This is a genomic window from Thauera sp. 2A1, from assembly GCF_009469595.2.
Classification (GTDB): domain Bacteria; phylum Pseudomonadota; class Gammaproteobacteria; order Burkholderiales; family Rhodocyclaceae; genus Thauera.
Genome location: NZ_SSXV01000006.1, coordinates 1 through 22,166, shown reverse-complemented (window position 1 = coordinate 22,166; position 22,166 = coordinate 1). Strand labels below are relative to the sequence as shown.

Annotated in this window: 20 protein-coding genes; 13 read left to right on the top strand and 7 right to left on the bottom strand. The window is 67.3% G+C overall.

Going from position 1 to position 22,166, the window contains the following annotated elements; all coding sequences use genetic code 11:
• Positions 1–173 precede the first annotated feature (173 nt).
• The 3 genes from GH664_RS07395 to GH664_RS07385 are packed head-to-tail and all read left to right on the top strand — an operon-like array spanning position 174 to position 2,755.
• Positions 174–911 (top strand): TorF family putative porin, encoded by a 738-nt coding sequence (locus tag GH664_RS07395; RefSeq protein ID WP_153167414.1) that lies wholly within the window; start codon positions 174–176, stop codon positions 909–911.
• Positions 912–968: 57 nt separating this feature from the next.
• Positions 969–1,307, top strand: coding sequence for a P-II family nitrogen regulator (glnK, locus tag GH664_RS07390; RefSeq protein ID WP_096450309.1), 339 nt, complete (start codon positions 969–971; stop codon positions 1,305–1,307).
• A gap of 14 nt (positions 1,308–1,321) precedes the next feature.
• Complete coding sequence (locus GH664_RS07385; RefSeq protein ID WP_153167413.1) at positions 1,322–2,755, top strand: ammonium transporter; 1,434 nt, start codon at positions 1,322–1,324, stop codon at positions 2,753–2,755.
• A 65-nt stretch (positions 2,756–2,820) separates the two neighbouring features.
• Here the strand turns inward: GH664_RS07385 and GH664_RS07380 are convergent, their stop codons facing one another.
• The 3 genes from GH664_RS07380 to thrH all read right to left on the bottom strand — a co-directional run bounded on the left by GH664_RS07380 (position 2,821) and on the right by thrH (position 5,028).
• Positions 2,821–3,405 carry a histidine phosphatase family protein gene (locus GH664_RS07380; RefSeq protein ID WP_153167412.1) on the bottom strand — a complete coding sequence of 195 codons (585 nt, stop codon included), beginning with the start codon at positions 3,403–3,405 and terminating at the stop codon, positions 2,821–2,823.
• 76 nt (positions 3,406–3,481) lie between these two features.
• Positions 3,482–4,357 (bottom strand): formyltetrahydrofolate deformylase, encoded by an 876-nt coding sequence (gene purU / locus GH664_RS07375; RefSeq protein WP_153167411.1) that lies wholly within the window; start codon positions 4,355–4,357, stop codon positions 3,482–3,484.
• Positions 4,358–4,419: 62 nt separating this feature from the next.
• The gene (gene thrH, locus GH664_RS07370; protein WP_153167410.1) at positions 4,420–5,028 is read right to left on the bottom strand and encodes a bifunctional phosphoserine phosphatase/homoserine phosphotransferase ThrH; all 609 of its coding nucleotides are present in this window, start codon (positions 5,026–5,028) and stop codon (positions 4,420–4,422) included.
• A 191-nt stretch (positions 5,029–5,219) separates the two neighbouring features.
• On the opposite strand from thrH, the gene GH664_RS07365 reads away from it, so the two are divergent.
• The gene (locus tag GH664_RS07365; RefSeq protein ID WP_153167409.1) at positions 5,220–6,410 is read left to right on the top strand and encodes an HD-GYP domain-containing protein; all 1,191 of its coding nucleotides are present in this window, start codon (positions 5,220–5,222) and stop codon (positions 6,408–6,410) included.
• A gap of 169 nt (positions 6,411–6,579) precedes the next feature.
• On the opposite strand, the gene GH664_RS07360 is transcribed toward GH664_RS07365, so the two are convergent.
• A complete protein-coding gene (locus GH664_RS07360; RefSeq protein ID WP_153167408.1) occupies positions 6,580–8,511 on the bottom strand; it encodes an ATP-binding cassette domain-containing protein in 1,932 nt (643 codons plus the stop codon).
• A gap of 97 nt (positions 8,512–8,608) precedes the next feature.
• Here GH664_RS07360 and GH664_RS07355 point away from each other — a divergent pair, with 97 nt between their 5' ends.
• Entirely contained in the window at positions 8,609–9,298 is a 690-nt protein-coding gene (locus tag GH664_RS07355; RefSeq protein ID WP_153167407.1) for a hypothetical protein, read from the top strand.
• A gap of 2 nt (positions 9,299–9,300) precedes the next feature.
• Here the strand turns inward: GH664_RS07355 and GH664_RS07350 are convergent, their stop codons facing one another.
• Complete coding sequence (locus tag GH664_RS07350; RefSeq protein WP_153167406.1) at positions 9,301–9,921, bottom strand: 2-hydroxychromene-2-carboxylate isomerase; 621 nt, start codon at positions 9,919–9,921, stop codon at positions 9,301–9,303.
• Between the two features lie 77 nt (positions 9,922–9,998).
• Here GH664_RS07350 and GH664_RS07345 point away from each other — a divergent pair, with 77 nt between their 5' ends.
• The 6 genes from GH664_RS07345 (at position 9,999) to GH664_RS07320 (ending at position 17,051) form a co-directional block, all read left to right on the top strand.
• Positions 9,999–10,889 carry a LysR substrate-binding domain-containing protein gene (locus GH664_RS07345; protein ID WP_153167405.1) on the top strand — a complete coding sequence of 297 codons (891 nt, stop codon included), beginning with the start codon at positions 9,999–10,001 and terminating at the stop codon, positions 10,887–10,889.
• Between the two features lie 94 nt (positions 10,890–10,983).
• A complete protein-coding gene (locus GH664_RS07340; protein ID WP_153167404.1) occupies positions 10,984–11,472 on the top strand; it encodes a formate dehydrogenase subunit gamma in 489 nt (162 codons plus the stop codon).
• A complete protein-coding gene (locus GH664_RS07335; protein WP_153167403.1) occupies positions 11,469–13,019 on the top strand; it encodes an NADH-quinone oxidoreductase subunit NuoF in 1,551 nt (516 codons plus the stop codon). Before GH664_RS07340 ends, GH664_RS07335 begins: the two co-directional genes overlap by 4 nt.
• Before the next feature lie 30 nt (positions 13,020–13,049).
• Positions 13,050–15,926, top strand: coding sequence for a formate dehydrogenase subunit alpha (gene fdhF / locus GH664_RS07330; protein WP_153167402.1), 2,877 nt, complete (start codon positions 13,050–13,052; stop codon positions 15,924–15,926).
• Positions 15,919–16,794 (top strand): formate dehydrogenase accessory sulfurtransferase FdhD, encoded by an 876-nt coding sequence (gene fdhD / locus GH664_RS07325; RefSeq protein ID WP_153167401.1) that lies wholly within the window; start codon positions 15,919–15,921, stop codon positions 16,792–16,794. Before fdhF ends, fdhD begins: the two co-directional genes overlap by 8 nt.
• Before the next feature lie 8 nt (positions 16,795–16,802).
• Positions 16,803–17,051 (top strand): formate dehydrogenase subunit delta, encoded by a 249-nt coding sequence (locus GH664_RS07320; protein ID WP_153167400.1) that lies wholly within the window; start codon positions 16,803–16,805, stop codon positions 17,049–17,051.
• 114 nt (positions 17,052–17,165) lie between these two features.
• Here the strand turns inward: GH664_RS07320 and GH664_RS07315 are convergent, their stop codons facing one another.
• On the bottom strand, positions 17,166–18,059 hold the full coding sequence (locus GH664_RS07315) for a DMT family transporter (RefSeq protein ID WP_153167399.1): 894 nt from the start codon (positions 18,057–18,059) through the stop codon (positions 17,166–17,168).
• 19 nt (positions 18,060–18,078) lie between these two features.
• Positions 18,079–19,233: a benzoate/H(+) symporter BenE family transporter gene (locus GH664_RS07310; protein WP_153167398.1), complete on the bottom strand. Its 1,155-nt coding sequence runs from the start codon at positions 19,231–19,233 to the stop codon at positions 18,079–18,081.
• 195 nt (positions 19,234–19,428) lie between these two features.
• Between GH664_RS07310 and GH664_RS07305 the strand changes: the two genes are divergently transcribed.
• Both GH664_RS07305 and GH664_RS07300 read left to right on the top strand, forming a co-directional pair.
• Complete coding sequence (locus GH664_RS07305; RefSeq protein ID WP_153167397.1) at positions 19,429–20,868, top strand: hypothetical protein; 1,440 nt, start codon at positions 19,429–19,431, stop codon at positions 20,866–20,868.
• A 316-nt stretch (positions 20,869–21,184) separates the two neighbouring features.
• Complete coding sequence (locus GH664_RS07300; protein ID WP_153167396.1) at positions 21,185–21,976, top strand: hypothetical protein; 792 nt, start codon at positions 21,185–21,187, stop codon at positions 21,974–21,976.
• Positions 21,977–22,166 lie beyond the last annotated feature (190 nt).

Below are 22,166 nucleotides of genomic sequence, written 5' to 3'. Positions count from 1 at the left end.
TGGTGCATCCGCACCACGAGAAAGCACCCATTCCTGTGCTGCACCGCATCACGGCGCCCCGCCCGAGACCCGGCACAGCCCCGAAACCCTTCATCCGCGCGCCTTGCACGAAGATGGCACGGCGCCTGCTAAGGGAAACCCGTCAGCACTGTCACCCTTCACAGGAGAAAACAATGATCACCCGTACCCTGACCGCAGCCCCCTTCGCCGCGCTGCTCGCCGCCCTGCCCCTCGCCAGCTCGGTGCACGCCGAGGAAGCCAGCCCCTTCACCGCCAACGTGGGCATCGTTTCCGACTACGCCTACCGTGGCTGGAGCCAGACCGACGAGAAGCTGGCGCTGCAGGGCGGCTTCGACTATGCGCACTCCAGCGGTCTGTATGCCGGAGTGTGGGGTTCGAACGTGTCCTGGCTGAACGACATCAAGGCCTCGAAGTCGCCGGGCAACAGCCTGGAACTGGATCTCTACGCCGGCTACAAGGGCACGGCGGGCCCCATCGGCTACGACGTCGGCCTGCTGCAGTACTACTACCCGGGCAACTACAGCGCGAGCTGGCGTGCCGACTCCGGCCTGAAGAAGCCGCACACGCTGGAAGGCTACATCGGCGTGTCGTGGGAATTCCTCACCTTCAAGTATTCCTATGCCTTCACCGACCTGTTCGGCGCGCCGAACTCCGACGGCAGCCAGTACTTCGACCTCGGCGCCAGCCACGAAGTGATGCCGGGCCTGAAGCTGTCGGCGCACATCGGCCGCCAGAAGATCGAGAACGGCGTGTCGTACAACGACTGGAAGCTGGGCGCCACCCAATCGCTGGGCGGCTTCGACATCGGCCTGTTCTACGTCGATACCGACGTCAACAACGCCAAGCTCGCTCGCGAGCGCGTGATCCTGTCCATCAGCCGCGCCTTCTGACCCTGACCCGAACCCCTTGCGGCCGCCCGGAAGGCGGTCGCTGCCAAGGAGAACGCAATGAAATTCATCGCCGCCATCATCAAGCCTTTCAAGCTCGACGAAGTGCGTGAGGCGCTGTCCGCGATCGGCGTGCAGGGCATCACCGTCACCGAGGTCAAGGGTTTCGGCCGCCAGAAGGGCCATACCGAGCTGTACCGCGGCGCCGAGTACGTCGTCGACTTCCTGCCCAAAGTGAAGATCGAAGCCGCGATTTCCGACGACATCCTCGACCAGGCCATCGAAGCCATCGAGAAGTCCGCCGCCACCGGGAAGATCGGCGACGGCAAGATCTTCGTCTTCGACCTGGAGCAGGCCATCCGCATCCGCACCGGCGAAACCGGCACCGATGCGCTGTAAGGGAGATTGAAAAAATGAACAAACTGCTTGCAATCCTGCTGCCGGCGCTGGGCCTCGCCCTGGCAGGCAGCGCCTGGGCCGAGGACGTCGCCGCCCCGGCAGCGCAGGCCGTCGCGGCCGCGGCCGCCGTCGCGGCGCCGGTGGTCAACAAGGGCGACACCGCCTGGATGCTGGTATGCACCGCGCTGGTCGGGCTGATGAGCATCCCCGGTCTGGCGCTGTTCTACGGCGGTCTGGTGCGCGCGAAGAACATGCTGTCGGTGCTGATGCAGGTCTTCGTGATCTTCTCGCTGATGATGGTGCTGTGGTTCATCTACGGCTACTCGCTCGCCTTCACCGAGGGCAACGCCTTCTTCGGCGGCTTCTCCAAGCTGTTCCTCAACGGCGTCACGGTGGATTCGGTCGCGGCCACCTTCAGCAAGGGCGTGGCGATTCCGGAATACGTCTACATCATCTTCCAGGCCACTTTCGCCGCCATCACCCCGGCGCTGATCGTCGGCGCCTTCGCCGAGCGCATGAAGTTCTCCGCGGTGCTGCTGTTCATGGTGATCTGGTTCACCTTCTCCTACCTGCCGATGGCGCACATGGTGTGGTTCTGGGCCGGCCCGGATGCCTACACCGATGCCGCCGCGGGCGAGGCGGCGGCTGCGACCGCGGGCTTCCTGTTCCAGAAGGGCGCGCTCGACTTCGCCGGCGGCACCGTGGTGCACATCAACGCCGCTGTCGCCGGCCTGGTAGGCGCCTTCATGGTGGGCAAGCGCATCGGCTACGGCCGCGAATCGATGGCGCCGCACAGCCTCACGCTGACGATGGTCGGTGCCTCGCTGCTGTGGATCGGCTGGTTCGGCTTCAACGCCGGCTCCAACCTCGAAGCCAACGGCCTCACCGCGCTCGCCTTCCTCAACACCATGGTCGCCACTGGCGCCGCGACGCTGTCCTGGATCTTCGCCGAAGGCCTGATCAAGGGTAAGCCCTCGCTGCTGGGTGCGGCCTCCGGTGCGGTGTCGGGCCTGGTCGCCATCACCCCGGCCTGCGGCTGGGTGGGCCCGATCGGCGCGCTGGTCATCGGCCTGCTCGCCGGCGTGATCTGCCTGTGGGGCGTGAATGGCCTCAAGCGCCTGCTGGGTGCGGACGATGCGCTCGACGTGTTTGGCGTGCATGGCGTGGGCGGCATCCTCGGTGCGCTGCTGACCGGCGTGTTCGCCAACCCGGCGATCGGCGGCGTCGGCGTGTATGACTACGTCGCCAACGCCGTCGCCCCGTTCGACACCGTCGCGCAGGTCACCAGCCAGGCGTGGGGCGTGGGCGTGGCGATCATCTGGTCGGGCGTGGTCTCCTTCATCGCCTACAAGATCGTCGATCTGGTGATCGGCCTGCGCGTGCCGGAAGACGAAGAGCGCGAAGGCCTCGACATCACCTCCCACGGCGAAACCGCGTACCACATGTAACACACCGGGAAGCGGCAATCCACGGACGGGCGCCCTGCGGGGCGCCCGTCTTGCGTTCACTGACGTCAGTTCCCCGGCTCAGCCCGCACACTTCCGACCGCCTCGAGCGTATCGCCCTTGACGTGCATCACCACGATCTCGCCCGGCGCCGGATGCACGCCGCTCAAGGCGGTGATGTTCACCTGATGGGTGACCAGCACCAGCGCGCGCCCGGGGCGGGATTCGCGCGCGACAAGCGCGCGCACGGCGTCGCTGCTGGCGGCCTCACGACCGCCGTCGCGGAACAAGGAGTTGAGCCCGGCGAACGGCGTCACCTCGCCCAGGCCCAGCAGCCGCGCGGTGTCGAGGCAGCGGCACCACTGGCTGGAAAACACCGCGGCACGGCTGATGCCGTTCGCGCGGAAGCGCTCGCCGATGGCCTCCGCCTGCCGGCGCCCGGCCTCGGACAGGTTGCGCTGGGTCGAGCAGTCATCGACCCGGAAGTGTTCCGGGTCGCCGATGCCGGGCGCCGTGGCGTGCCGCATCAGCGCGACATGCCGGCCATCGAGCAGCGCGGCCCACAGGTGCGAAGGTTCAGGCCCATGGACGGCGCTCCTCGCCGACACCGGCAGCAGCACAAGCATGAATAGCGTCGTCGCCAGCAATCTCATCACGGGCCTGCCCGGTCGGTTGATGATCTGCTCCGACCATGAATGTAGCGATCGGGTTCATCGGGCAGGGACGAGGTCAGCGGAACACGATCGTCTTGTTGCCGTGCACCAGCACGCGGTCTTCAAGGTGGTAGCGCAGGCCGCGGGCGAGCACGGTTTTTTCGATGTCCTTGCCGTAGCGGACCATGTCGTCGACGGTGTCGGAGTGGTCGATGCGGATCACGTCCTGCTCGATGATCGGGCCCTGGTCGAGGTCGGCGGTGACGTAGTGGCAGGTGGCGCCGATCAGCTTGACGCCCTTGGCCCAGGCCTGATGGTAGGGCCGGGCGCCAACGAAGCTGGGCAGGAAGCTGTGGTGGATGTTGATGATCTGGCCCGGATAGGCGGCGCACAGCGCGGGCGACAGGATCTGCATGTAGCGCGCCAGCACCATGGTGTCGCCACGCACTTCCTCGAAGATGCGCTGCACTTCGGCATAGGCGGCGGCCTTGTTGTCGGCGGTGACCGGCACGTGATGAAACGGGATGCCGTGCCACTCGACGAAGCCGCGGAAGGTGTCGTGGTTGGAGATCACGCACGGGATCTCGATGTCGAGCTCCTTCGACTGCCAGCGCGCCAGCAGGTCGTACAGGCAGTGCTCCTGCTTGCTGACCAGCAGCACGACCCGCTTCTTCACCGCCGAATCGGTGATCTTCCAGTCCATGGCGAGCTCTTCGGCCAGCGGCCGGAAGCGCTCGCGCAGCTCGGCGAGGTGGAAGGGCAGCGAGTCGGCCTTGATCTCGACGCGCATGAAGTAGCGGCCCGTCCCATCGCCGTTGTCGGGCCGTTCGGCGTGCAGGGACGTCTCGAGGATCCAGCCGCCGTGGCCGGCGAAGAAACCGGAGACCTTGGCGACGATGCCCACGCGGTCGGGGCAGGAAGCGGAAAGCGTGTAGAAGCGTTCGCGGTGCATGTTGGGGAGTGAAGCGGCAGATGTGAGGCGTCGCGTGCCAGGCGACGGGCGCGGGGCGACGCTCAGACGCGTGCGAAGACCTTGTCGATCTCGGCGCGCAGCCCGGCGTAATCGCGCACCACCGGGAACTGCGGGAATTCGCGGATCACGTTCTCGGGCGGATGGAACAGGATGCCGCCGTGGGCTTCGCCGAGCATCGCGGTGTCGTTGTAGGAGTCGCCGGCGGCAGCGACCTTGAAGTTGAGCTCCTTGAAGCGCCTGACCGCCTCCTGCTTCTGGTTGGGCATGCGCAGGTGGTAGTTCACCAGGATGCCGTCGGCGTTGGCCTCGAGGCTGTGGCAGAACAGCGTCGGCAGGCCGAGCTGCTTCATCAGCGGCTTGGCGAACTCGTAGAAGGTGTCGGACAGGATCACCACCTGGTAGGCGTCGCGCAGCTCGTCGAGGAATTCGCGCGCGCCGGGCATCGGCCCCATGCTGGCGATGACTTCCTGGATGTCGGGCAGGCCGAGCTTCCTTTCCGCCAGGATGTTCAGGCGGTACTTCATCAGCGTGTCGTAGTTCGGCTCGTCGCGCGTGGTGCGACGCAGCTCGGGAATGCCGGTGCGTTCGGCGAATTCGATCCAGATTTCGGGGACGAGCACACCTTCGAGGTCGAGACAGACGATACGCACCGCAGGCTCCTGGGGCAGATTCGGGGAAGGCGCGATTCTATCAGCCCCCCGTCCGCCACGCGGTGTCGCGTCCGCTCGATTGCCGCAGCGGACCGGCCGTGAAGGAATTTCCGGCTCGGCGCGCGAACGTGCGCACAAGGCGCCGCGGCCGAACCATAATCCGCGCACTCACCAAGGCTCACAGGGCGCCCGTGATCAAGCTGATCCCCATCGGCCGGCTGCGGCCCGGCATGTACATCCACGACCTGAACTGCGGCTGGCTGCAGCACGACTTCGTGCGCAACCGCTTCCTGGTCGAGGGCGAGGACGATGTGCGCAAGGTTCGCGCGATCGGCGTGCGCGAGGTCTATGTCGACACCGCGCGCGGGCTCGATCCCGACGCCCTGCCGCTGGCACCGGCGGCGGCCCCGGCAGCCGCGCCTGCAAGCGGCGAGGCGCCGGCCGTGCGCACGGGCTCGAAGGCCGCCAACGCCTTCGAGCGCGCCCGCGCACTGCACCGCGAGGCGACGCAGATCGTGCGCGACATGCTGGTCGACATCCGCCTCGGCAAGCAGATCGAGCTGGAGAAGGTCGAGCCGCTGGTCACGCGCATTGTCGACTCGATCTTCACCCAGCAGGACGCGCTGCTGCCGCTGGCGCGTCTCAAGCAGCACGACAACTACACTTTCCAGCATTCGGTGTCGGTATGCGCGCTGATGACCGCCTTCGCGCGCACGCTGGAGCTGCCGCGCGAGATCATCCGCGAGATCGCGATCGGCGCGCTGCTGCACGACGTCGGCAAGGCCAGGGTGCCGGACGAGATCCTGAACAAGCCGGCCCGGCTGACCGACGCAGAGTTCGAAAAAATGAAGAACCACGTGGTGCAGAGCAAGATCATCCTGCAGGCGACGCCGGGCATCAGCGACATCGCGCTGGACGTCGCGGCGCAGCATCACGAGCGCCACGACGGCACCGGCTACCCCAACAGGCTCAAGGGCGAGGCGATCAGCCTGTATGGCCAGATGGGCGCCATCGTCGATGTCTATGACGCGATCACGTCCAATCGCGTATATCACAAGGGCATGCCGCCCACCGAGGCGCTGCGCAAGATCCTCGAATGGTCGGCGATGCACTTCAAGCCGACGCTGGTGCAGGCCTTCATCCGCTCGGTGGGCATCTACCCCACCGGCTCGCTGGTGAGGCTGGAAAGCCGCCGGCTGGCGGTGGTGCAGGCGCAGCACGCCGACAAGCCCATGCAGCCGACGGTGAAGGTGATCTTCCACACCGCCGGCCACTACCTGCAGCCGGAGGATGTGGACCTGCGACGCTCGCAGGACCAGATCGTCGGCTACGAGGACTTCGCAGTCTGGAACATCGACACGGCGCGCTGGCTGCCAAGCTGAGCGGGTCGAGGCGATGCGCGCGTCCGGCGGGCTGAAGCCCGCCCTCCGCCACTCCCCATCGCGGTCAAGCCCGCTCGTACAGCAACATCGCTGTCCCGCCGTAGGAGCGCGCTTGAGCGCGACTTCGCGCGCCGGTCGCGGTCAAGCCCGCTCCTACACGGCACTTCGATCAATCGGCCGGGATCGCTTCCAGCGCCTCGTGCAGTTCCAGCCAGCGCAGCTCGGCTTCGTCGATGCGCTCGGCCAGCTCCGCCTGGCGCTTGTTGAGCGCGGGCACGTCGCCGGCCTGCGGGCCGGTGTAGAGCGCCGGGTCGGCGAGCTTGCCGTCGATCTCGGCCTTCTCCTTGTTCCACGCCGCGAGGCGCTTGTCGATCTGCTCGATCTCCTTCACCAGCGGCCGGCGCGCGGCGAGCCGTGCCTGGCGGTCGGCGGCGGCCTGGGCGCGGTCGGCCTTGCGCGCAGCCTTGTCGGCCGCCTGGTCGGGACAGGCCGCGGCGGCGGCGACTTCGGCGCGACGCGTGGCAAGCCAGTCGCGGTAGTCGTCGAGATCGCCGTCGAAGGGCTGGATGCGGCCGCTATCGACCAGCAGGAAGCGGTCGCAGGTGGCGCGCAGCAGCGCGCGGTCGTGCGACACCAGCACCATGGCGCCTTCGTAGTCCTGCAGCGCCATCGTCAGCGCGTGGCGCATTTCCAGGTCGAGGTGGTTGGTGGGTTCATCGAGCAGCAGCAGGTTGGGGCGCTGCCAGATCAGCAGCGCCAGCGCCAGGCGGGACTTCTCGCCGCCAGAAAAGGGGCCGCAGGGCGTCGTCGCCGGGGTGGAGGTGCCACCCACGCCGTCGCCGCGGAAGTCGAAGCCGCCGAGGTAGTCGCGCAGTTCCTGTTCGCGCGTCTGCGGGTCCAGCCGCACCATGTGCTGCAGGGCGGATTCGTCCGGGCGCAGGGTCTCGAGCTGATGCTGGGCGAAGTAGCCGGTGGCGAGGCCCTTGCCTTCCAGCCGGCGGCCGCTGGCGAGTTCGAGTTCATGCGCCAGCAACTTGATCAGCGTCGACTTGCCCGCGCCGTTGCGCCCGAGCAGGCCGACGCGCTCGCCGGGACGCAAGGTGATGCCGATGTGCTCCAGCACGAGCTTATCGCCATAGCCCACCGCGCCATCCTCGATCTGCAGCAGCGGATCGGGCGCCGGTGGCGCGTCGCGGAAGGCGAAGCTGAAAGGCGTGTCCACATGTGCCGCGGCGATGCGCTCCATGCGCTCGAGCGCCTTGATCCGGCTCTGCGCCTGGCGGGCCTTGGTGGCCTTGGCGCGGAAGCGGCGAATGTAGTCTTCCATGTGCGCGATCTCGCGCTGCTGCTTGTCGAACATCGCCTGCTGCTGCAGCAGCCGCTCGCCGCGCTGGCGCTCGAAGTCGGAGTAGCCGCCGCTGTAGAGCGTGAGCTTCTGCTGCTCGATGTGGGCGATGTGCGTCACGCAGGCGTCGAGGAACTCGCGGTCGTGCGAGATCAGCAGCAGCGTGCCGCGGTAGTCACGCAGCCAGGCCTCGAGCCAGATCACCGCGTCGAGGTCGAGGTGGTTGGTGGGCTCGTCCAGCAGCAGCAGGTCGGAGCGGCACATCAGCGCCTGCGCCAGGTTGAGCCGCATGCGCCAGCCGCCGGAGAAGTCCGCCACCGGCCGCTCGATGTCGGCCTGCAGGAAGCCGAGGCCGTCGAGCAGCGCCGCGGCGCGGGCGCGCGCCGCGTAGCCGCCGATCTCGTGCAGGCGGGCGTGGAGTTCACCGATGTGGCCGCCATCGTGGGCCGCTTCGGCCGCAGCGAGGTCGGACTCGATGCGGCGAAGTTCGGCGTCGCCGTCGAGCACGTAGTCGATCGCCGGCTGCGGCAGGCCGGGCGTCTCCTGCGCCACATGGGCGATCACCCAGGCGGGCGGCATCTCCAGGTCGCCCTGGTCGGGGTGCAACTGGTCGCGCAGCATGGCAAACAGGCTGGACTTGCCGCTGCCGTTGGCGCCGGTGAGGCCGACCTTCCAGCCGGGGAAGATCTGCAGGCTGGCGCCTTCGATCAGGGTCTTGGCGCCACGGGCGAGGCGCAGGTTGCGGAGGCTGATCACGTCTTGAAACGAGCGCACAGGCGCGCCCGATGAAATAAAGGCGGTATTCTACGCGCCCAGCCGAGCTCTTCGCCCGAACCCATTGGAGTTGCCGCGCATGTCCCGCCGTCTCGCCGCCCTGCTGCTGACCCTGTCTGCCTGTTGCGCCCCGCTGGCTCCAGCCTGGGCCGGGGAGCCTGCGTCACAGGACGCCGCCGCCCCAAGGGATGCGGATCCGGCAGCGCAGCGGCCCGGTGCTACCGAGGAGACCCCGGCACAGCAGGCCGCACGCCTCAAGGAGCAGGGCCAGGCCCTGCGGCAGGCGGCGGAGGCGACCTACCTGCGCACGGAAGCAGGCTGCTACAGGAAGTTCCTCGTGAACGACTGTATCGACAAGGCCAAGACCGAGCGACTGCAGGAGATTCGCAAGGCACGGGAAATCGAAGCCGAGGCACGCCGCATCGAACAGGCCGAGCGCCAGCGCGCAGCCGACGCCGCCGGCCACGGCGACGTGACCACTGCGCCGACCACGCCCGCAGGCCCGTCCTCCACCAGCGAGGCGACGGTCAAGCCGACCCCCGAGGCCGAGCGCATCCGGGCGCAGCGCGAAGCCGGCCTGGAGAAGGCCGGCAGCGACGCCGCGGCGGCACGCGCGGAAAAGGACGCCGTCCGGGCAAGCCAGCGCGCCAGGGCCGAAGCCGACGCTGCCAAACGCGCCCGCCAGGCGGAGGAAGACCGCGCGCGCTACGAGAAGCGCATGCGCGAATACGAGGAACAGCAGGCACGCGACGCCGCAGGCAAGCGCTGAGCTCAGCCCGCTGGCGGCAGGCGCTGCCCGCCGCTCGCCCAGGCCAGCGCATCCTCCAGACGGTCGTTGCCCCAGAACAGTTCGCCATCGACACGGAAGCTGGGCGCGCCGAAAAGCCCCAGTTCCACCGCGCGCTCGGTCTGCTCGCGCAGCGCGGTCTTGTTGGACTCGGCCTGCGCCCGCTGCAGGATGTCGTCCGCCGGCAGACCCAGCGCATCCAGGATGGCGGTGATCACCGTCGGCTCGGAGATCTCGCGATCTTCGGCGAAGTTCGCCGTCATCACCGCCTTCGCAAACGGCTCGACCCAGCCCTCCCGGGCGCCGACCAGCGCCACCCGCGCCGCCAGCAGCCCATTGCGCGGGAAACGGCTGGGCAGGCGCAGCGGCAGGTCATACTTGTGCGCCAGCCGCGCGAGGTCGCGCCACATGTAGCGCCCCTTGGGCGGGTAGATGTTGAACGGCGAGTCGTTCCAGCCCAGCGCGAGGAACACCGGGCCGAGCAGGAAGGGCTTCCACTCGAGATCGACCCCGGCCTGCCGCGCCGCCTCGCCGATGCGCATCACGGTGAGATAGGAATAGGTGCTGGCGAACTCGAACCAGAACTCGATGGTGGGACGGGGCATGGTCGGCAGCCGGAAAAGTTGACGCTGCCAATATAGTCGATGCCTGACGGCATCGCGTTCGGATGTACGCTCGCCCCATGATCGCGCGCAAATACCTCTACCTCATCGCACTCGCCCGCGAGCGCCACTTCGGCAAGGCGGCGGCAAGCTGCCATGTGTCGCCGTCCACGCTATCGACCGCGATCCGTGACCTCGAGCAGGAGCTGGGCGTGGTGCTGGTCGAGCGCGGCCAGCAGTTCGCCGGCTTCACGCCCGAGGGCGAGTGCGTGGTGGCGCACGCCAAGCGCGCGGTAGCCGACGCCGAGGACCTGCGCCAGGCGCTGGACGTGATGCGCGGCGGACTCAGCGGGCAGTTGCGCATCGGCGTGATCCCGACCGCGTTGGCGGTGATCTCGGCGCTCACCGCGCCCTTCGCGCGCAGCCACCCGCGGGTGAACATCGAGGTGCGCTCGGCCAGCACGCAAAGCATCCTCGCGCAGTTGCGCAGCTTCGAGCTCGAGGCCGGCATCCTGTATGTGGAATCGGGCAGCGCGGGTGACCTGCACTGCCTGCCGATCTGGGAGGAAGACCTCGCCTTCCTGACGCGCAGCGGCGGCCCGCTGCAGGCACAGGCCGAGATCGCCTGGCGCGACGCGGCGCAGCAGCCGCTGTGCCTGCTGTCGCGCGACATGCAGAACCGCCAGACCATAGACCGCGTGTTCGGCGAGCTGGGCTGCGCACCGCAGATCAGCCTGGAGACGAACTCCATCCTCAGCATCCTGGCCCACGTGCGCGCCGGACCGTGGGGCAGCATCCTGCCGCGCAGCGTGCTGGAACTGATCGGTGCGCCGAGCGGCTTCCACGCGTTGCGCCTGGTCGGCCCGGCGGTGAAATGGCACACCGGCCTCGTCACGCTGGCGCGGGAGCCGCGTCCCACCATGATCGCCGCCTTGCTCGAGCAGGCTGGCACGCTCGTCAATGCATTCTAAAAAACCAAACACCTCTTCTAAATAATTCGCTTGGCACGAACACGGTGCCGGCCTATCGTCATGTCACACAACACTTGCGCAAGGTGTGAAGACAATGACGAAGGAGACTCCCTCGGCGGCGGGGCTTGCCGCACTCATAGACGCGCGCCGTGATCTGCCCGGCGCCACGCTGCCCATGCTGCACGCGATCCAGGACGCCTATGGCTACGTGCCCGACGAGGCGTTGCCGATGATCGCATCGGCGCTGAACCTGTCGCGCGCCGAGGTGCAGGGCGTGGTCAGCTTCTACCACCACTTCCGCCGCACGCCGCCCGGCCGCCACGTCGTGCAGGTGTGCCGCGCCGAGTCCTGCCTGGCGATGGGCGCCGAAGCCCTCGAAGCCCACGTCAAGGCGAAGCTGGGCGTCGATTTCCACGAAACCACTGCCGATGGCGCGGTGACGCTGGAGCCGGTGTATTGCCTGGGCAACTGCGCCTGTTCGCCGGCGATGCGCGTCGACGACGACATCCTCGGCCGCATGAACGGGCGCCGCTTCGACGCGGTCTTACATGAGCTGCAGCAGACGGAAGGAGCGTCGGCATGAGCATCCGCATCTACGTCCCGATCGATTCCAGCGCGCTGTCACTGGGCGCCGAGCAGGTCGCGCGCGCGATCCGGCATGAAGCGGCGGTGCGCGACATCGCCGTCGACATCGTGCGCAACGGCTCGCGCGGCCTGTTCTGGCTCGAGCCGCTGGTGGAGGTCGACACGCCGCAGGGCCGCATCGCCTACGGGCCGGTGCAGCCGGAAGACGTGCGCGGCCTGTTCGATGCCGGTTTCCAGCAGGGCGCGGCGCATTCGCTGTGCCACGGCCCGACCGACCAGATTCCCTTCCTCGCCCGCCAGGAGCGCCTGACTTTCGCCCGTGTCGGCATCACCGACCCGCTGAGCCTGGACGACTACCTCGCGCACGGCGGCTTCGACGGCCTGCAGCGCGCGATCGTGATGGCGCCGGCCGAAGTGGTGAAGGAAGTCACCGATTCCGGCCTGCGCGGCCGCGGCGGCGCCGCCTTCCCGACCGGCATCAAGTGGAAGACCGTGCTCGACACGCCGGCGGCGCAGAAATACGTCGCCTGCAACGCCGACGAAGGCGACTCCGGCACCTTCTCCGACCGCATGCTGATGGAAGGCGACCCCTACTGCCTGATCGAAGGCATGGCCATCGCCGGCCTCGCGGTGGGTGCGACGCAGGGCTACATCTACGTGCGCTCCGAATACCCGCACGCCTTCCGCACGCTGCAGGCCGCCGTCGAGCGCGCCCGCGCCGCCGGCTGGCTGGGCGCGAGCGTCGCCGGTTGCGGCCACGCCTTCGACATCGACGTGCGCCTGGGCGCCGGCGCCTACATCTGCGGCGAGGAGACCTCGATGCTGGAGAGCCTCGAGGGCAAGCGCGGCGTGGTGCGCGCCAAGCCACCGCTGCCGGCGGTGTCCGGCCTGTTCGGGCAGCCGACGGTGATCAACAACGTCATGAGTCTGGCCACGGTGCCCATCATCCTGGCGCGCGGCGCCGCCTTCTACCGCGATTACGGCCTGGGCCGTTCGCGCGGCACCCTGCCCTTCCAGCTCGCCGGCAACCTGCGCCACACCGGGCTGGTGGAAAAGGCCTTCGGCGTCACGCTGCGCGAACTGCTCGAGGACTACGGCGGCGGCAGCTTCAGCGGCAAGCCGCTGCGCACCGCGCAGGTGGGCGGGCCGCTCGGCGCCTATGTGCCGGCGTCGCAGTTCGACGTGGCGCTGGACTATGAGCAGTACGCGGCGATGGGCGCGATGGTGGGCCACGGCGGCATCGTCGCCTTCGACGACACGGTGGACATGGCGAAGATGGCGCGCCACGCGATGGCCTTCTGCGCGGTGGAATCCTGCGGCAAATGCACGCCCTGCCGCATCGGCTCGGTGCGCGGCGTGGAAGTCATCGACCGCATCATCGCCGGCGAGGAACGCGGGCGGAACATCGCGCTGCTCAATTCGCTGTGCGACACCATGCTGGCCGGTTCGCTGTGCGCGATGGGCGGCATGACGCCCTACCCGGTGCAGTCCGCGCTGAAGCACTTCCCCGAGGACTTCAGCATCGACAAGACCGCAGCGGCCTGAATGGCACGAGCGCGGCGAGGAGACAGAGCAATGACGATCTTTCGCGAACCCGACTACGGCACGCCCAAGCGCACTTCCAGCGAGATGGTGACGCTGGTCATCGACGGCGAGCGCGTGACCGTGCCGGCAGGCACCTCGGTGATGCGCGCGGCGGAACTCGCCGGCAACCGCATCCCCAAGCTGTGCGCCACCGACAGCCTGGAGCCCTTCGGCTCGTGCCGGCTGTGCCTGGTCGAGATCGAAGGCCGGCGCGGCTATCCGGCGTCCTGTACGACACCGGTCGAAGCCGGCATGGTGGTGCGCACGCAGAGCGCGAAGCTCGCCGAGCTGCGGCGCGGCGTGATGGAGCTCTACATTTCCGACCACCCGCTCGACTGCCTGACCTGCTCGGCCAACGGCAACTGTGAACTGCAGGACATGGCCGGCGTGGTCGGCCTGCGCGAAGTGCGCTACGGCATGGATGGCCGCAACCACTTCGACAAGGCCAGCGCGGTCGCGCCCGACGTCTCCAACCCCTACTTCGCCTACGACCCGGCCAAGTGCATCGTCTGCAACCGCTGCGTGCGCGCCTGCGAGGAGATCCAGGGCACCTTCGCGCTGACGATCTCCGGCCGCGGCTTCGACTCGCGCGTGGCCGCCGGCACCAACCAGCCCTTCCTGGAATCGGAATGCGTGTCCTGCGGCGCCTGCGTGCAGGCCTGCCCGACCGCGACGCTGATGGAGAAGAGCGTCATCCAGATGGGCCAGGCGGAAAAGAGCGTGATCACCACCTGCGCCTACTGCGGCGTCGGCTGCTCGTTCAAGGCCGAGGTCAAGGGCAACGAGGTGGTGCGCATGGTGCCGCACAAGGACGGCAAGGCGAACATGGGCCATTCCTGCGTGAAGGGCCGCTTCGCCTGGGGGTATGCCACCCACCCCGACCGCATCACCACGCCGATGATCCGCAACAGCATCGACGAACCCTGGCGCAAGGTGAGCTGGGAAGAAGCGATCAACCATGCCGCCAACGAGTTCCGCGCCATCCAGGTCAAGTATGGCCGCAACGCGGTGGGCGGCATCACCTCCTCGCGTTGCACCAATGAGGAAACCTACCTGGTGCAGAAGCTGGTGCGCGCCGCCTTCGGCAACAACAACGTCGATACCTGCGCGCGCGTATGCCACTCGCCCACCGGCTACGGCCTCAAGCAGACGCTGGGCGAATCGGCCGGCACGCAGACCTTCGAATCGGTGCTGCAGGCCGACGTGGTGATGGTGATCGGCGCCAACCCGACCGAAGGCCACCCGGTGTTCGGCTCGCTGCTCAAGCGCCGGCTGCGCGAAGGCGCGAAACTGATCGTGATCGACCCGCGCACCATCGAGCTGGTGAAGACGCCGCACGTGCAGGCCGACTACCACCTGAAGCTGATGCCCGGCACCAACGTCGCCATCGCCAACGCGCTGGCGCACGTCATCGTCACCGAAGGGCTGGTCAATGAAGCCTTCGTCGCCGAGCGCTGCGAGGACGCCGCCTTCCGCCAGTGGAAGGACTTCGTCGCCCGCCCGGAAAACTCGCCCGAGGCCACCGCGGCGATCACCGGCGTGTCGGCAGAAGCGGTGCGCGGCGCGGCGCGGCTGTATGCGACCGGCGGCAATGCCGCCATCTACTACGGCCTCGGCGTCACCGAGCACTCGCAGGGCTCGACCATGGTGATGGCGATCGCCAACCTGGCGATGGTCACCGGCAACGTCGGTCGCATGGGCGTGGGCGTCAATCCGCTGCGCGGCCAGAACAACGTGCAGGGCTCGTGCGACATGGGCTCCTTCCCGCACGAGCTGCCCGGCTACCGTCATCTTTCCGATGTCGCCACCCGCAGCCAGTTCGAGGAGGCCTGGGGCGTGTCGATCGATCCGGAACCCGGCCTGCGCATCCCCAACATGTTCGAGGCGGCGCTGGACGGCAGCTTCCGCGGCCTCTACATCGAGGGCGAGGACATCGCCCAGTCCGACCCCAACACCCAGCATGTGGAAGCCGCGCTGCGCGCGATGGAATGCGTGGTGGTGCAGGACATCTTCCTCAACGAGACGGCGAAGTACGCCCACGTCTTCCTGCCCGGCTCGTCCTTCCTCGAGAAGGACGGCACCTTCACCAACGCCGAGCGCCGCATCTCGCGCGTGCGCAAGGTGATGCCGCCGCTGGCGGGCATGGCGGACTGGGAAGTGACCTGCGCCTTGTCGAAGGCGCTGGGCTACCCGATGGACTACGCCCATCCGTCCGAGATCATGGACGAGATCGCGCGCCTCACACCCACCTTCCACGGCGTGAGCTTCGAGCGCATCGACGAGCTGGGCAGCATCCAGTGGCCGTGCAACGACGAAGCGCCCGACGGCACGCCCATCATGCACGTTGACCACTTCGTGCGCGGCAAGGGCCGCTTCATGCTCACGGCCTACGTGCCCACCGACGAGCGCGCCAACAAGCGTTACCCGCTGCTGCTCACCACCGGCCGCATCCTCAGCCAGTACAACGTCGGCGCGCAGACGCGGCGCACCGCCAACATCGTGTGGCATGCCGAGGACAAGCTGGAAATCCACCCTCATGACGCCGAAGAACGCGGCATCGCGGACGGCGACTGGGTGGGCGTAGCGAGCCGCGCCGGCGAAACCGTGCTGCGCGCCACCGTCACCAAGCGGGTGCAGCCGGGCGTGGTCTACACCACCTTCCACTTCCCGGAGTCGGGCGCCAACGTCATCACCACCGACAACTCCGACTGGGCGACCAACTGCCCGGAGTACAAGGTCACCGCGGTGCAGGTGGTGAAGGTGAGCCAGCCCTCGGCATGGCAGCAACGCCACCGCGATTTCGCGGAGCGCCAGCAGGCTTACCTGAAGGGCCAGCGCCAAACCGGCAAGGATCGCGTCGATGCTTGAGCCGCGCACCCGCCCCGTCGACTTCACGCTGCCCGACGCCGACGACGCGGCCGACGCGGCGCTGCCGCCCGATCATGTCGTCGTGCCGGCATCGGCCTGGTCGGGTGGCGGGCAGCAGCGGCCGCATGCGGTGGACGACACCCTGATCGAGGAGACGCCCGTCGCGCTGGTGTACAACGGCATCTCGCACGCGGTAATGCTGGCCACGCCGTCCGACCTGGAGGATTTCGCCTACGGCTTCAGCCTCACCGAGGGCATCGTCCCCACGCGCTCTGACATCTACGGCATGGACATCGTGCCGACCGGCGAAGGCATCGAGATCCGCATCGAACTCGCTGCGGAGCGCTTCGCCCACCTCAAGCTGCGCCGCCGTTCGCTCGCCGGCAGGACAGGCTGCGGGCTGTGCGGAGTCGACAGCCTGGCCGCCGCGATGCGGCCGGTGGCGCGGCTTCCCCATCGCTTCGCGCTGTCGCGCGCCGCACTCGCGCGCGGACTGACAGAGCTGAACGACGACCAGCCGCTGCACCGCCGCACCGGCGGCGCCCACGCCGCCGCCTGGGTGGCGGCCGATGGCGAGGTACTGCTGGTGCGTGAGGACGTCGGCCGCCACAACGCGCTCGACAAGCTGATCGGCGCGCTGCTGCGCTGGGGTGGCGATCCGCGAACCGGCTTCGTGCTCGTCACCAGCCGCGCCAGCTACGAGATGGTGCACAAGACTGCCTCGGCAGGCATCGGCGCGCTCGCCGCGGTGTCCGCGCCCACAGCCCATGCGGTGCGGCTGGCTGAAACCGCCGGGCTCACGCTGATCGGCTTCGCCCGTGGCGAGCGCTGCACCGCCTACACCTTTCCCGAATCCCTCACTGCGTAGACGCCCTCATGGACCTCGACAACCTCGTGCGCATGGCCAACCGCATCGGCGACTACTTCGCCGCATACCCCGACCAGGCCGAGGCGCAGGCCGCGATCGCCAAACACATCCAGATGTTCTGGACGCCGCAGATGCGCCGCGAACTGCTCGCCTGCGTCGCCAGGGGTGGCGACGCAGGCGAAACGCACGGCCTGCACACGCTGGTGGCCGACGCGGCACGCAAGCACCTCGCACAGCCTACAACCGCCAGGGAATGACGCCCCTCTACGTCGACGAATCGCTCGTGTAGGAGCGGGCTTGACCGCGATTCCACGGCCCGGTCGCGCTCAAGCGCGCTCCTACACGAGACTGCAGCGGGAGGAGGCCGCACCTCAGCCGCGTGGTGGACGGTTGGCGATGAAGATGCCGGCGCCGACCAGCCCCAGCGCAATGAACACCGCCGGCGTCAGCGGCTCGCCCAGCAGCAGGCCGCCGGCGAGCACGCCCATGACCGGCGTCAGGAAGGAAAAGGACGACAGGCGCGTCGCCGGGTAATGGCGGATCAGCCAGAACCAGCCCACATAGCTGGCCGAAGCCACCACCACGATCTGAAACGCGAGGCTTGCCCACACCGCAGGCGTGGGCGCGAACACGCCGGGCTCGCCGAACAGCCACGACAGCATCGGCAAGGCCAGCGCCGAGACGCCGAGCTGGTACAGCAGCATCTTCTCCGCTGAGGAGCGCCCCAGCGCCGAGACCTTGATCGTCAGCGTGTTGGCCGCCCAGAACACCGCGGCGCCCAGCATCATCAGGTCGCCGATCCACGCCTGCCCCGCCGGGCGCAGCAGGTTCTCGCCGAACAGCGCCACCACGCCGGCGAACGCCAGCCCCATGCCCACCCATTGCACGCGCCGCATGTGCTCCTGTGGCAGCAGCCACACCGCGCCCAGCGCGACGGCGAAGGGCGCGGTGTAGAGGAAGATCACACCGCGCGACGCGGTGGTGAACTCCAGCGCCCAGAACAGCAGCGCGAACTCGCCGGAGAACAGCAGCCCCGCGATCAGCCCCGGCCACAAGGTGCCGTCGCGCTCGAACAGACGTATGCCGCGCGCCATGGCCCACGCCCACACCAGCACTGCGGCGCCGATCGAACGCAAGCCCGCCTGCCACACCGGTGAGATGCCGGCGTTGGCGATCTTGACCGCGACCTGCTGCACGCCCCAGATCGTGCAGAACAGGATCAGCAGTCCGATGGCGAAGCGGTCGAGGTGGGTTCTGGTTGGCATCGATGCGGTTTTCCTTCGCCTATTTGCGCCAGTTCAGGATGACGAGCGCGATCGCCCCTGCCACCACGCCCCAGAACGCCGAGCCGATACCGCCCAGCGACAGACCCGACGCGGTGACGAGGAAAGTGACGAGCGCCGGTTCGCGCTGCGCCTCATCCTTCATCGCCGTGGCCAGCCCGCCGCCGATGGTGCCGAACAGCGCCAGCCCGGCAATCGCGAGCACCAGCTCGCGCGGAAAGGCGGCGAACAGCGCGCCCACGGTGGCGCCGAACAGCCCCACCAGCAGGTAGAACACCCCGGCGAACACGCTGGCGAAGTAGCGCTTCGCCGGATCTTCGTGCGCCTCGCGCCCCGTGCAGATCGCTGCGGTGATCGCCGCGAGGTTGATCGCGTAGCAGCCGAACGGCGCCAGGATGAGGCTCACCGCCCCGGTCCAGCCGATCACCGGCGACACCGGCACGCCGCCATAGCCGGAGGCGCGCAGCACCGCGACACCCGGCACGTTCTGCGACGCCATGGTGACGATGAACAGCGGCACGCCGACGCCGATCGTCGTACGCAGGTCGAACTCCGGCATCGTGAACACCGGCGCCGCCATCTCCAGCCGCAGCGCGCCGAAGTTCAGCAACCCCTGCGCCGCCGCGATCACGCTGCCCAGCGCCAGCACCAGCACCACCGCGTAGCGCGGCAGCAGCCGGCGCGCGATCAGGTAGGCGAGGAACATCGCCAGCACCAGCCCGAAGCGCTGCCCCATCGCGACGAACACCTCCATGCCGAAGCGCACCAGCACGCCGGCCAGCATCGCCGCCGCGATGCCGGGCGGGATGCGGTCCATGACGCGTTCGAAGCCGCGCGTGACGCCCGCCAGCAGGATCAGCACCGCACAGAGGATGAAGGCCCCGGTCGCCTGCGCCAGGCTCACCCCCGCCAGCGCCGTCACCAGCAGCGCCGCCCCCGGCGTCGACCATGCGGTGACCACCGGCGCGCGATAGCGCAGCGACAGCCCGATGCAGGTCACCCCCATCGCCAGCCCCAGCGCCCACATCCATGAGCTGATCTGCGCCGCCGTCGCCCCCGCCGCCGCCGCGGCCTGGAACACGATGGCGGCGGAACTGGTGAAGCCGACGAGGACGGTGACGAAGCCCGCGGAGATCGGAGCGAGATAGGTGCGCATGGAGTGGATTGGAAACCCTTGGCGGAGAACGTCCCCCGCCCGCTCGGGCTCATCGGAGGAACATGCCCATCGAGCAAATCAGGATGAGCGTCGGCCAGGATTATAGAGGCGTCCGGTCGACAGGCATGGGCTGGGCTATATTCAAGACGATTTCTCGGGCCCGGGTTTTCTCATGCCGAATCGCAAGGAGCGCCGATGACCAGTCCGACCGCCGCCGCGCCCGTCGACTTCAGATTGCTCGATGAGGCCTCCCGGAAGCTGCTGGGCTATTACGTCCATCGCAAGTTCCACAACCATCTGTCGTCGATCGTGGCCGCGCTGAACCAGCAATACCGCGACGGCATGAACGAGGGGCTGACGCAACCCACGCCGCTGGGCCGCGCGATGCTGATCGATTTCCGCGCCCTCGACTACAACGCGCTGACAGATGTCGTTGGCGTGTGCCTGTACGTGCTTCTGTGCCACACCACCGCAAACGCGCGACTCCAGCACCGCGACGATGCGAAGCGGGTGCTCTATCTGCGGGGCTACGACTTCGAGGCGGCGTTCACGACCGGCGGCGGCGTGGCGGCGGGGATTTCGACCTGGGATACGACGGGTTTCACGCTGGATCTGCCGGCGCTGCTGCAGCGCCCGCTGTTCAAGATCCTCAGCCCCAAGGAGGTCGATTCGGAGACGGTGACCGCAGAGCGGTACTACGAAAACCTGGACAAGATGATGCGGTGGATCAGCCAGCGCCCGGCCGCCCTCTACCTCAACGCGCTGCATTGGCGACGCGGGGTGCTCGAACTGATTCCGCGGATGGACCATTTCATCGTCTACGTGTCGTCGATCACCGAAAGCGCCCTGTGGGAACTCGAACAACTGCGCGACGCGCGATACCGCGACCGGGTGACAGTCGTATTCGATGAGCAAGCGCTCGAGAAGAAGGCGTCGCAGCTCGACCTCCAGCAAGCCATGGACGGGAAGGCGGGCAGCACGATCTGGAGCAAACCGGGCGGGGCACCGTCGCTGACCGCCGCACAGCTCCGTGAAGCCCTGGCCGACGTGTTCACCGTGATGCGCCCCGACGAGTTCAAGGCGAACATCGAAGCCGTCAGGCAGCGCATCGATGACAGCCATTCCGAACTCAAGCCCGGGGAACGAGAGACCACGCTCGACTTCGCGTTCTACCCCGCCGCCGAAGGAAGTGAGCTCGATCGACTGCGCGAGATGTCGCACGCGCTCGCCAAGCTCGTCGAGGCCGGCCAGACCGGCCCGATCGACAGCCTGCCGCTCTTCGTCGCGCACATTCAGCTCCTGATTCACGTGAGCCTGCTGCTCGGCGACCATGAAGCGACCGGTCGCGCCCTGGCCGCGTATTCGGCCGTGATGTGGAGCGCATCCAATCACTACGAGCCGATGGGCGATCGGGCGGATGAGCTGCCCGAGGAAAATCGGGAACGGTTGCTGGGCATGCTCGACAGTAACGGGGGATTTGCCGAGTACGCAGGCCGCCGACTGCTCGCCTACGGCCGGGTCAATGAACTTGCGGACCCGACGGGGCAGGCGGATGCCACGTGGAACGCGATCTTCGAGGCCACTGCAAAGTCCGTCGACAAGGCTTTCGCGGATCGCCGCCGAGCGGCTGAATGAGCTTGCCGCTAACGCGACCGCAGCGGTGAGGTCGTGTGTCCGCTATCTGGCGGTAGGGCGAGGGAGTACTAGCGGCCAGAAGGCGCCAGTCGCAACTCGACCCAGATAGCGGCCATCCGCACGAGGAGGTATGCTCGCCGCCTACGTGCCACATGGATCGGATCAATCCACTATGCCGACAGTTGATGCTTTTACTGTCTTGTTGCTCTGCCTTGCGCATAGTTTCTCCCTTGAAACAGTAACTTGTAGAGCAACTTATCCTGCATTCTGATGTTCTGCCGTAGAACCGTCACCAGAAAACAAAGTTGGGCATCACATGCCGCTCGCTGATTTCCTTGAATCGACTCTAGCGAAACTGGCGGGTTACTACGACCAGATGGGACGCGCCATTGAGGCCCCGATCCGAGCAAAGGTCGGGAACCAGATGTTCTTTCGGCATCAACAGTATTCCGACGTGCTGCTGTGCTATCTGAAAGGTGTGAAGCTCGTAAGCACTCTAAACGCCTCACTAGTTCTTTTTCGGCGTGGGTACGTGCAAGAGATTGGCGCCCTATGCCGAATGGCGGACGACTTCTTCTTCGAGATCATGTTCTTTGTAAAGCCTCTTGGGACGGATGCGCCGAGCAAGGATCAGCAACGAATGTTTGACGACTTCTTTCGCGAAGAATTTGAAGACCCCGACAATCCTTTGGGAACGGCAAAGGATCGAGACAACGTGCCTCGTCGAAAGATCAATGCAGCATTCGGGCAAATCGCAAAAGATGAACTAAACCCGCACGATGCCCAGCATACGGTTTCCACCGTGCACAAGGCGTTTTCGGGATACGTTCATGGGGCCTATCCGCACATCATGGAAATGTACGGCGGGAATCCGCCGTGTTTTCATATGTCCGGCATGCTTGGCACTCCTCGCATGGCGGAATGGGCCGATCAACTCGTCACTTACGTTTATCGGGCAATCATGGCCACTGAAATTATCTCTCGAAGGCTTGCCCTGCCTGACTGCGAAAAGGAAATTAGAAGCTTGCTGGTCGAGTATGAAAAGGCGCTTAACTGCAAGCCAGCAGAGAGTGCGGAGGCCATGTTGCGGAGGGCGAAGAAGAAGTGATGCCCAACCCATCAATCGAGCGGACCTCGCGCGAAAAGCCGCGCGAGGCCGCTCATTTCAAATGTTGAACTAAACCGCTGACGCGGTGGCCGCGAACCCAAGCGCCACCGCGTTTTTCATGACGTCTGCGACGACGACCTACCTTGAAACCGGGGATGTCCCCGCGTTCAAGGAGAAGTGTCATGAGCCC